Below are 7,094 nucleotides of genomic sequence, written 5' to 3' on the forward strand. Positions count from 1 at the left end.
GACGACCGGTGGATCAGGGCTCAGACGTCGTCCGGCGTCTCGTCCACCAGGTCCGCGTACTCCGGGTTCTCCTCGACGAAGGACCGGATGAACGGGCACTCCGGCACGATCCGCAGACCGCGCTCGCGCACGTCGTCCAGGGCACCCCGGGCGAGCGTGGTCCCGTGCCCCTGCTCGCGGTGCTCCGGGTCGACGACCGTGTGGTCCATGACCAGCCGGCCGCCCTCCCACCGGTAGGACGCGAAGCCCACGACGTCGTCGCCGTCGCGCAGCTCGTAGCGGGAGGCGGTCTCGTCGTGGCTCACGGTGACGTCGCTCATCGACCGAGAATAGGCACGCCGGGCGCGGTGTTGCCTTCCGTATGACGAACCTCGAGCCCGCACCCGCCGAGGTGCTGTGCGACGACCGGCCCGCCGCCGGCACGGCCGTGGACCCGGGCAGCATCGAGGTCCTCACCGCCCGGGACGTGCCCCTGGGCGGCCCGCGGGCCATGACCGTGCGCCGCACGCTGCCCCAGCGCAGGCGGTCGTTCATCGGCGCGTGGTGCTTCATCGACCACTACGGGCCCGACGACGTCTCCGTGACCGGCGGCATGCGGGTCCCGCCCCACCCGCACACCGGCCTGCAGACGGTGAGCTGGCTGTTCTCCGGCGAGGTCGAGCACCGCGACAGCCTCGGCACGCACGCGTTCGTGCGGCCGGGCCAGCTCAACCTCATGACCGCGGGCCGCGGCATCAGCCACTCCGAGGACTCCACGGCCGCGACCACCGTCCTGCACGGCGTGCAGCTGTGGACCGTGCTGCCCGAGCGCTCCCGGGGCACGGACCCGGCCTTCGACCACCACGTGCCCGACCCCGTCGCCCTGCCCGACGGCGAGCTGCGGGTGTTCCTGGGCCGGCTGGCCGGGGCGTCGTCGCCGGTCGCGACCTTCTCCCCGCTGCTCGGGGCGGAGCTCGTCCTGCGTGCGGGAGCGTCCTGGACGGTCGACGTCGACCCCGGGCACGAGCACGGCGTGCTCGTCGACACCGGTGCCGCGGCCGTGCGCACCGACCGCACGGCCGCCCGCGGGGAGCGGTCCGTGGGGGCCGCGTCGTCCGAGCTGCTCTACGTCGCCCCGGGCGCGCGGACGCTCACGATCCGCGCATCCGACGACGGCGACCTGCGGGTGCTCCTCCTGGGCGGTCTGCCGCTCGGCGAGCGGATCGTCATGTGGTGGAACTTCATCGGCCGGGACCACGACGAGGTCACGCAGGCCCGCGCGCAGTGGCAGGCGCAGATCGGCGCGGAGCGCATCGACGGGGGCGTCCGCTTCGGCGTCGTCGAGGGGCACCCGCACCCGCCGCTGCCCGCCCCGCCGATGCCGAACCAGCGGCTCAAGCCGCGCGGCTGAGGGCCTCCGCGAGGGCCCGGCGCGACGTCGTCGGACGGTCGCTCGGCCGGGCCCCTCGCGGGCCCTGGAGACAAAGGTGGACCCGCTGCGCAGGGGGGGAGCAGCGGGCCCATGTGAACGGTAACACCGGCCTCGGGGGCCGACGCAAGGCCCGGGCGGGGCCGTTCGGGTGAATCTGGCGAAATACCCGGGGGGGATTTCGTCCCAGGGCGCTGACCTGCAGGTCTGCTCCGTCAACCCTCACCCCGGCGGCTGGGTGCTGGCACCCTTGACCCCTCGCGGGAGCGGGCGTACAAGCCGCCCGTCCAGGCCGCCCGACGACCCTTCAGGGGCGCGGTGCGTACATGATCAGCGCGACGCCCGCGAGGCACACGGCCGCCCCCGTCAGGTCCCAGCGGTCCGGCCGGAAGCCGTCGACGACGACGCCCCACGCCAGCGAGCCCGCGACGAACACGCCGCCGTACGCGGCGAGCACGCGACCGAAGCTCGCGTCGGGCTGGAACGTCACGAGCAGCCCGTAGGTGCCCAGGGCGAGCACCCCCGCCCCCACCCACAGCAGGCCCCGCTCCTCACGGATCCCCTGCCAGACGAGCCACGCCCCGCCGATCTCCGCCAGGGCGGCCAGGACGAACAGGGCGACGGAGCGCGCGAGCATCATGTGCGCCATCCTCACAGCGCCCGCCGGCTCACGGCCGCAGGCGGACCTGTCCCACGGCGACGTCGACCCGGACCAGCCCGTCCCGCACCTCGAAACCCTGGACGACGACGCCGTCGGCCCTCTGCCGCACCGCGTCCTGGATCCGGACCGCCACCACCGGCGGGTCCCCGCGGCGCACCTCGACCAGCTCGCCCAGGCCACGGCGCCGCAGCTGCGCGGTCACCGTGTCCGTCAGGACGTTGAGCAGGGTGTGCACCGGCAGGGCGCGGGCACGGGAGGTCACGGCGAACGTCGCGACGCCGTCGTCGTAGCCGGTGTAGCGGGCGACCACCTCCACCGCACCGAGCAGGGAGGCCACCATGCGCAGCGCCCCGGGCAGCTCGGGCATCCGGCCGAGGTCGACGGTGACGCGCACGGCGTCGTCGTCGGTGTCGACCGAGCGGAGGAAGGGCGGCAGGGGCTCCGCGGCGGTGGCCAGGGCGACCGCCTCGGGGACGGACAGGGAGACGTGCACGGCGGTCCTCCTCGGGGAAGGTCCCAGCGTGCCCCGCCCCCGTCGCGACCACCACCCGGGCATGAAGACGCCCCGCTGCTCAGGGGGGGCGGCAGCGGGGCGTCTGGTTGAACAGTAAACGGCTTATCGCGCGCGGCGCAAGGACCCCGAGCACGGTTCCTGGGAGCGGCTTCAGAAACGGCGCCCGACCTGCGGCGCCGTCGGACGGGCCTCACCCGGACGGCCGATCGGCGGGCCGGTCAGGCGGAGTCGCGGACGACCAGCTCGACCGGGAGCACGACCCGGTCCGGCGTGACGTCGGGCACCTCGGGAGCCTCCCGCAGCCGCAGGTCCGGCCGGGCCCGCGCCAGGAGCATGCGTGCCATGGTCCGGCCCTGCAGCACGGTCTGCTGGCGCGCCGTCGTCAGCGGCGGCTCGGTCGCGCTCGCGAGGGGGATGTCATCGAAGCCGACGACGGCGACGTCGTCGGGCACGCGCCGCCCGGCGAGCCGGAGCGCCCGCAGGGCCCCCAGCGCCATGAGGTCCGAGGCCACGAACAGCCCGTCGAGGTCGGGGACGCGGTCCAGCAGCCGGCGCGTGGCCTCCTCGCCGGAGGCCTGCGTGAAGGCGCCGTGCTCGACCCGGTCCGCCGGCAGGTCGCCCCCGAGGGCGAGGCGGACGCCCTCGAGACGGTCCACGCCGGCCGCCATGTCGATCGGGCCCGCGACCGTCCCGACCCGGCGGCAGCCGCGCGCGACGAGGTGCTCGGTCGCGACCCGGGCCCCGCCCACGTTGTCGTTGTCGACGGACGGGACGTCCAGCCCCGGCTGCATCGGGCGACCGCCGATGACCAGCGGCATCCCGGCCTCGATCATCGCGGCCGGGATGGGGTCGTTCGAGCTGTGCTCGGAGACGAGCAGCACGCCGTCCAGGGGGGCGGTGCGCAGGTAGCGCTCGATGCCGCTGAGCTCCTCGTCGCTCTGGGCCATGAGGAGCACCACCTGCACCCCGGCGCTCAGGAGCTCGGTGCTCACGCCGCGCACGATGCCGCTGAAGTAGGGGTCGCCGAAGACCCGGGGGTCCGGCTCGGCGACGACGAGGGCGACGGCGTCGGCACGCTGGGTGACGAGCGACCGCGCGGCCTGGTTGGGGACGTAGCCGAGCTCGGCGATCGCCCGCTCCACGCGCTCCCGCAGCTCCGGCGCCACGGACGCCCAGCCGTTGACGACCCGGGAGACGGTCGCGCGGGAGACGCCGGCGGCCGCCGCGACGCTCTCGAGGTTCGCTCGGCCCGGGCGGGACCTCGTCACGGTTCCCCCTCGCGGGTGGGGTGCGGAGCGGGGACGGTGACCTGACCACCGGCCCGCGGCGCGTCGGGCGCGCCGTGGGCCGATGCTAGCGGCGCGGGGAGCGCTCCCGCGGCCGGTCGGGGCGGCTCAGGCCGCGGCGTCGTCCCGCGTCCGCAACGTCACGTTGTTGCGCCACGGGTCGGTGGTGCGCAGCGCGGCGCCGTCGTCGGCGACCTGGACGCCCCGGCGGTGCAGGCGCGCGGCCACGGCGGCGAGGTCCTCCCGGGTGGGGACGGTGATGGTGAGGTCGCCGAGGCCGAGGGTGGACGCCCGGGGACCCGCGCCCGAGGAGTTCCACGTGTTCATGGCGAGGTGGTGGTGGTAGCCGTCGACCGCGACGAAGAGCGCGCCCGGCATCTCGGCAGCCACGTCGAAGCCGAGCGTGTCGACGTAGAAGTCGCGCGCGGTCCCGAGGTCCCCGACCTGCAGGTGGACGTGGCCGACCTTGGCGGCCGCGTCGGTGAGGCCGGCGACTGCCGCCTCGTCGACGTGCTCGCGCAGGTACTCCTGCGGGTCCAGCCACAGCGTGTCCATCGCGACCCGGCGGCCGGGCCCGCGGGTCCAGGTCTCGCGCGGCCGGTCGCGGTAGAGCTCGATCCCGTTGCCCTCGGGGTCGGTGAAGTAGAAGGCCTCGGAGACGAGGTGGTCGGCGCTGCCGACGTAGCGGGACTGCGGGTGCCGCGCGGCGGCCAGGACGGTGGCGGCGAGGTCGCGCTGGTCGTCGAAGAGCACGGCGGTGTGGAAGAGCCCGGCCTGCCGACGCGAGGGCTGGGGCAGCCCGGGCGTGTGGCGCAGCACGACGACGGGGCGGCCGCGCCGGCCGAGCACGACCTCGCCGCGCCCCGTGGCGCCGCCGCCCTGCTCCTCGGTGTGCCCCTCGCGGCGGGCGGCGCGGCCCTCGGCGAGGGTGACGAGGCCGAGCGCCTCGCGGTAGTAGCCGGCCATGGCGTCGAGGTCACCCACGTGCAGGGTGACCGCGTCGACGTCGGCGGCGTCGGTCAGGCGGTCCTCGCGCGAGCGGACCTCGTCCGGACCGGTCGCGTCCGGACAGTCGACCGTCCGGAGGTCCTCGCGCGCGGTGGGGGTCTCGGTCACGACAGGCTCCTCAGTTTGGTTGAAGCGACAACCAAACTGTAGGCGAGCAAACGCCTCCGGTCAACGCCGGGGCTCGGAGGGGTGGCCGTCGGGGGTCGAGCGGCTCAGGGACGGCGCGCCAGTGACGGCGGTCAGGGACGGCGGCGTCGCGGGACGTGCGGAGCGCGGTCCTCGCGGACGAGGAGGAGGATCGCGGCGGCGCACACGAGGCCGGCAGCGACGGTGAGGAGGAGCCAGAAGAGCTCCCAACCGGGCGCGACGCCCGCACCGTCGTCGGACAGGTCGCCGGCGAGGGAGGCCGCTGCCGTGACCACCGCGGCGGACGACAGGAACGCCCAGGGGTGGCGTCGGAGCATGCCTGTGCGCATGCTCCGACGCTAGCCAGCACCGCTCACGGTGCCGTGGGCCCTTGGGCCGATGGCCGACAGGCGACTAGTACCAGTTCTTCCTGCCACCGACCGACCGCCCCATCGCGCCGAGGATCCAGAGGATCACGCCGACGATGAGGACGATCCACCCGATCGTCACGAGGATCGCGATGTCGAGCACGTAGCCGAGCACGAGAAGGATGATGCCGAGGATGACCACGGGTACCTCCAGGGTCGGGGAGACGGGAAACCGGCTCCTGTCCCGATGGTCCTGCGATCCGGGCAGGTCCGCGCGGCGAGACGCCGGCCTTCACCCGTCAGGGTGGTGGCGGACCCGACCGTCCACCGGGTCGGGGAGCCCTCAGGACGTCTCCGCCCCGCCCGTCCGGGTCAGGGCGGAGCCCCGCGTCACGGCCGGCAGCACGCCCTGCGCGACCGCCTGGTCGAGTGCGGCGGCGGTGGCCGACCGGCCCAGGTCGATCATCTCGGCCGCGCGGTGGAACTCCAGGGTGTTGCAGCTGTTCTTGGGGATGGCGACCAGCACGTCCGGCGGGTAGCCCGCGAGCCGGAAGCTCGCGACGACGCTCTGCATCGCGTCCAGGGACAGCTCCACCACGTCGAGGGTCCGCAGCCCGGGTGGGAGCTCCTCGAAGATGCGGTCGGTCAGTGCCTCCGCGACGTCGGTGCCGCCCCCGCGGGCGCTCACCGCCCGCGCCCGCGCGGTCCCCAGGAAGCGGACGACGGTGCGCCGCAGGTCGGTGTCGACGAGTCGCGCGGCGGTCCGCCGCAGCCGGTCGCCCCACTCGGCGACGGGCTGCTCCGCGGCCGACTCCCGGGTCGGGACCTTGCCGTTGTGCACGGGCAGCTCGCCCGAGACGGAGACGGCGATCGTCACGTCGGCCTGCGAGGCGGTGGTCGCCGAGACCGGGATCGGGTTCATCAGCGCGCCGTCGGCGAGCAGGCGGCCGTTGATCATCACCGGCGTGATGACGGTCGGCAGCGCGATGGACGCCCGGATCGCGGCGTCCACCGGCCCCCGCTGGAACCACACCTCCTTGCGGGCGAGCAGGTCGGTGGCGACGGCGGTGAAGGAGATCGGCAGGTCCTCGATCTGGGCGCCGTCGAGGAGCTCGCTCACCTTCGCGAGGATCTTCTCCGCGCGGATCGCGCCGGGTGCGCCGAGGGACGGGTCGAGGAGCCGGAGGACCTCCCGCTGGGTCAGGCTGCGCGCCCACGCGGTGTAGGGCTCCAGAGCGCCGGCCGCGTAGACCCCGCCGACCAGCGCGCCCATCGACGCACCCGCGATGTCCACGACCTCGTACCCGCGGCCCGCCACCTCCTCGATCGCGCCGATGTGGGCGTAGCCGCGGGCACCGCCGCTGCCGAGAGCGAGCGCGACACGAGGAGGACCAGCCATGCTCCCCATCGTGGCAGGAGACACCGACCGCTCCGGCCCGGACACGGCGCCGGTCGCAGCGGGCCTGCGCCCCGCTGCGGCACGTCACGGCAGGCGTCGAGCAGCCGCGAGACGACGGGGAGGCGGCTGGCAGGGAAGGGCAGTCCTGCCCTGACCTGCAGTGAGACGGGGAGCGGGTGACGGGAATCGAAACCGCGCTATCAGCTTGGGAATCCGACTCCGTCGCGTTTCCGCACCCTGGCGGGAAGGTAGAACTGCTGGTCAGACGCTTGCGAGCCTACACGGAGAGGAACCGAGAGGCAGTCGCGTCCCGGATAGTGGTGT

At 74.7% G+C, this 7,094-nt stretch carries 9 protein-coding genes; 1 reads left to right on the plus strand and 8 read right to left on the minus strand.

Annotated features, from left to right (window positions below):
• Positions 1-20: 20 nt before the first annotated feature.
• Entirely contained in the window at positions 21-320 is a 300-nt protein-coding gene (locus N866_RS14890) for a GNAT family N-acetyltransferase (protein WP_034227793.1), read from the minus strand.
• Between the two features lie 41 nt (positions 321-361).
• Between N866_RS14890 and N866_RS14895 the strand changes: the two genes are divergently transcribed.
• A complete protein-coding gene (locus tag N866_RS14895; protein ID WP_034227801.1) occupies positions 362-1,390 on the plus strand; it encodes a pirin family protein in 1,029 nt (342 codons plus the stop codon).
• Positions 1,391-1,715: 325 nt separating this feature from the next.
• Here the strand turns inward: N866_RS14895 and N866_RS14900 are convergent, their stop codons facing one another.
• The 7 genes from N866_RS14900 to N866_RS14925 form a co-directional block, all read right to left on the minus strand.
• The gene (locus N866_RS14900) at positions 1,716-2,048 is read right to left on the minus strand and encodes a YnfA family protein (RefSeq protein WP_216699460.1); all 333 of its coding nucleotides are present in this window, start codon (positions 2,046-2,048) and stop codon (positions 1,716-1,718) included.
• 28 nt (positions 2,049-2,076) lie between these two features.
• Positions 2,077-2,562: a hypothetical protein gene (locus N866_RS14905; protein WP_034227803.1), complete on the minus strand. Its 486-nt coding sequence runs from the start codon at positions 2,560-2,562 to the stop codon at positions 2,077-2,079.
• 239 nt (positions 2,563-2,801) lie between these two features.
• Complete coding sequence (locus N866_RS14910; protein ID WP_034227805.1) at positions 2,802-3,851, minus strand: LacI family DNA-binding transcriptional regulator; 1,050 nt, start codon at positions 3,849-3,851, stop codon at positions 2,802-2,804.
• Between the two features lie 126 nt (positions 3,852-3,977).
• On the minus strand, positions 3,978-4,892 hold the full coding sequence (locus N866_RS14915) for a VOC family protein (protein ID WP_034227811.1): 915 nt from the start codon (positions 4,890-4,892) through the stop codon (positions 3,978-3,980).
• 224 nt (positions 4,893-5,116) lie between these two features.
• Positions 5,117-5,353 carry a hypothetical protein gene (locus N866_RS14920; protein WP_155855400.1) on the minus strand — a complete coding sequence of 79 codons (237 nt, stop codon included), beginning with the start codon at positions 5,351-5,353 and terminating at the stop codon, positions 5,117-5,119.
• Between the two features lie 64 nt (positions 5,354-5,417).
• Positions 5,418-5,573, minus strand: a complete 156-nt coding sequence (locus N866_RS21990) for a DUF6131 family protein (protein ID WP_173406164.1) — start codon at positions 5,571-5,573, stop codon at positions 5,418-5,420.
• A gap of 141 nt (positions 5,574-5,714) precedes the next feature.
• A complete protein-coding gene (locus tag N866_RS14925) occupies positions 5,715-6,770 on the minus strand; it encodes a patatin-like phospholipase family protein (RefSeq protein WP_052023108.1) in 1,056 nt (351 codons plus the stop codon).
• Positions 6,771-7,094: the final 324 nt, after the last annotated feature.

This window comes from Actinotalea ferrariae CF5-4, assembly GCF_000603945.1.
GTDB classification, from domain to species: domain Bacteria; phylum Actinomycetota; class Actinomycetes; order Actinomycetales; family Cellulomonadaceae; genus Actinotalea; species Actinotalea ferrariae.